At 61.7% G+C, this 986-nt stretch carries 1 protein-coding gene; it reads right to left on the bottom strand.

What is annotated here, in order from left to right; translation table 11 throughout:
- The coding region (gene puuE / locus CTATCC11996_RS07505) for an allantoinase PuuE (RefSeq protein WP_034348414.1) at positions 1-953 on the bottom strand (953 nt) is incomplete at its 3' end.
- Between the last annotated feature and the right edge of the window lie 33 nt (positions 954-986).

Genomic DNA, 986 nt, shown 5'->3' on the forward strand with positions numbered 1-986 from the left:
TCCTTGCAGGGGAAACGCTCGGCCCAGTGACGAGCCAAATCAATACGGCGGCACACCCACACGTTGTCGTGCTTCTGGATGTGGTCGAGGAAGCGCTGCAGCGCTGTAATCCGGCCGGGACGGCCCAGCAGTCGGCAGTGCATGCCGATGCTCATCATCTTGGGGGCGTTGTCGCCGCTGGCATTGCCCTCGGCGTACAGGACATCGAATGTGTCCTTCATGTACTGGAAGAACGGATCGGCGTGCGAGTAGCCCTGGGGCAGCGCAAAGCGCATGTCGTTGACGTCCAGCGTGTAGGGAACGATGAGCTGGTTGTGCGTCGTGCCGTCGCTCTTGGCAACCTTCATCCAGAAGGGCAGGTCGTCGCCGTAGTAATCGCTGTCGTAGGTAAAGCGGCCGGCATCGGCCACGATGCGGTGGCTGTTGGGGCTGTCGCGGCCGGTGTACCAGCCCAGGCCGTGGTCGCCGTCCGCGCCGTACAGCTCTTCAAAGATGTCCACGCATTGCTGCATGTGGGCACGCTCGATCTCTTCTGGCACGTTCTGGTAGTGAATCCACTTCAGGCCGTGGCAGGCCACTTCGTGACCGAGCTCGTCGAAGGCCTGGGCCAGCTCGCGATGCTTTTGCAGCGCCGTGGCCACGCCGAATACGGTCAGCGGCAGACCGCGCTTCTCGAACTCCTTGAGGATGCGCCAGACGCCGGCGCGCGAGCCGTATTCATAGATGCCGTCCATGCTCATGTGACGGGCCGGGTAGCTGGCGGGATTGAACATTTCCGACAGAAATTGCTCGCTGCCGGGGTCGCCATGCAGGATATGGTTCTCACCGCCTTCTTCGTAGTTCAACACGAACTGAACGGCCACGCGGGCTTTGCCGGGCCATTCGGGATGGGGCGTGTTGCGGCCGTAGCCAATCAGGTCGCGTGGGTAGGAGGCGGTGGAATCGTAAGTCATAGGGATACGGATGAAAGTGCCATCGACAAATCG

Source organism: Comamonas testosteroni ATCC 11996 (assembly GCF_000241525.1).
GTDB lineage: Bacteria > Pseudomonadota > Gammaproteobacteria > Burkholderiales > Burkholderiaceae_C > Comamonas > Comamonas testosteroni.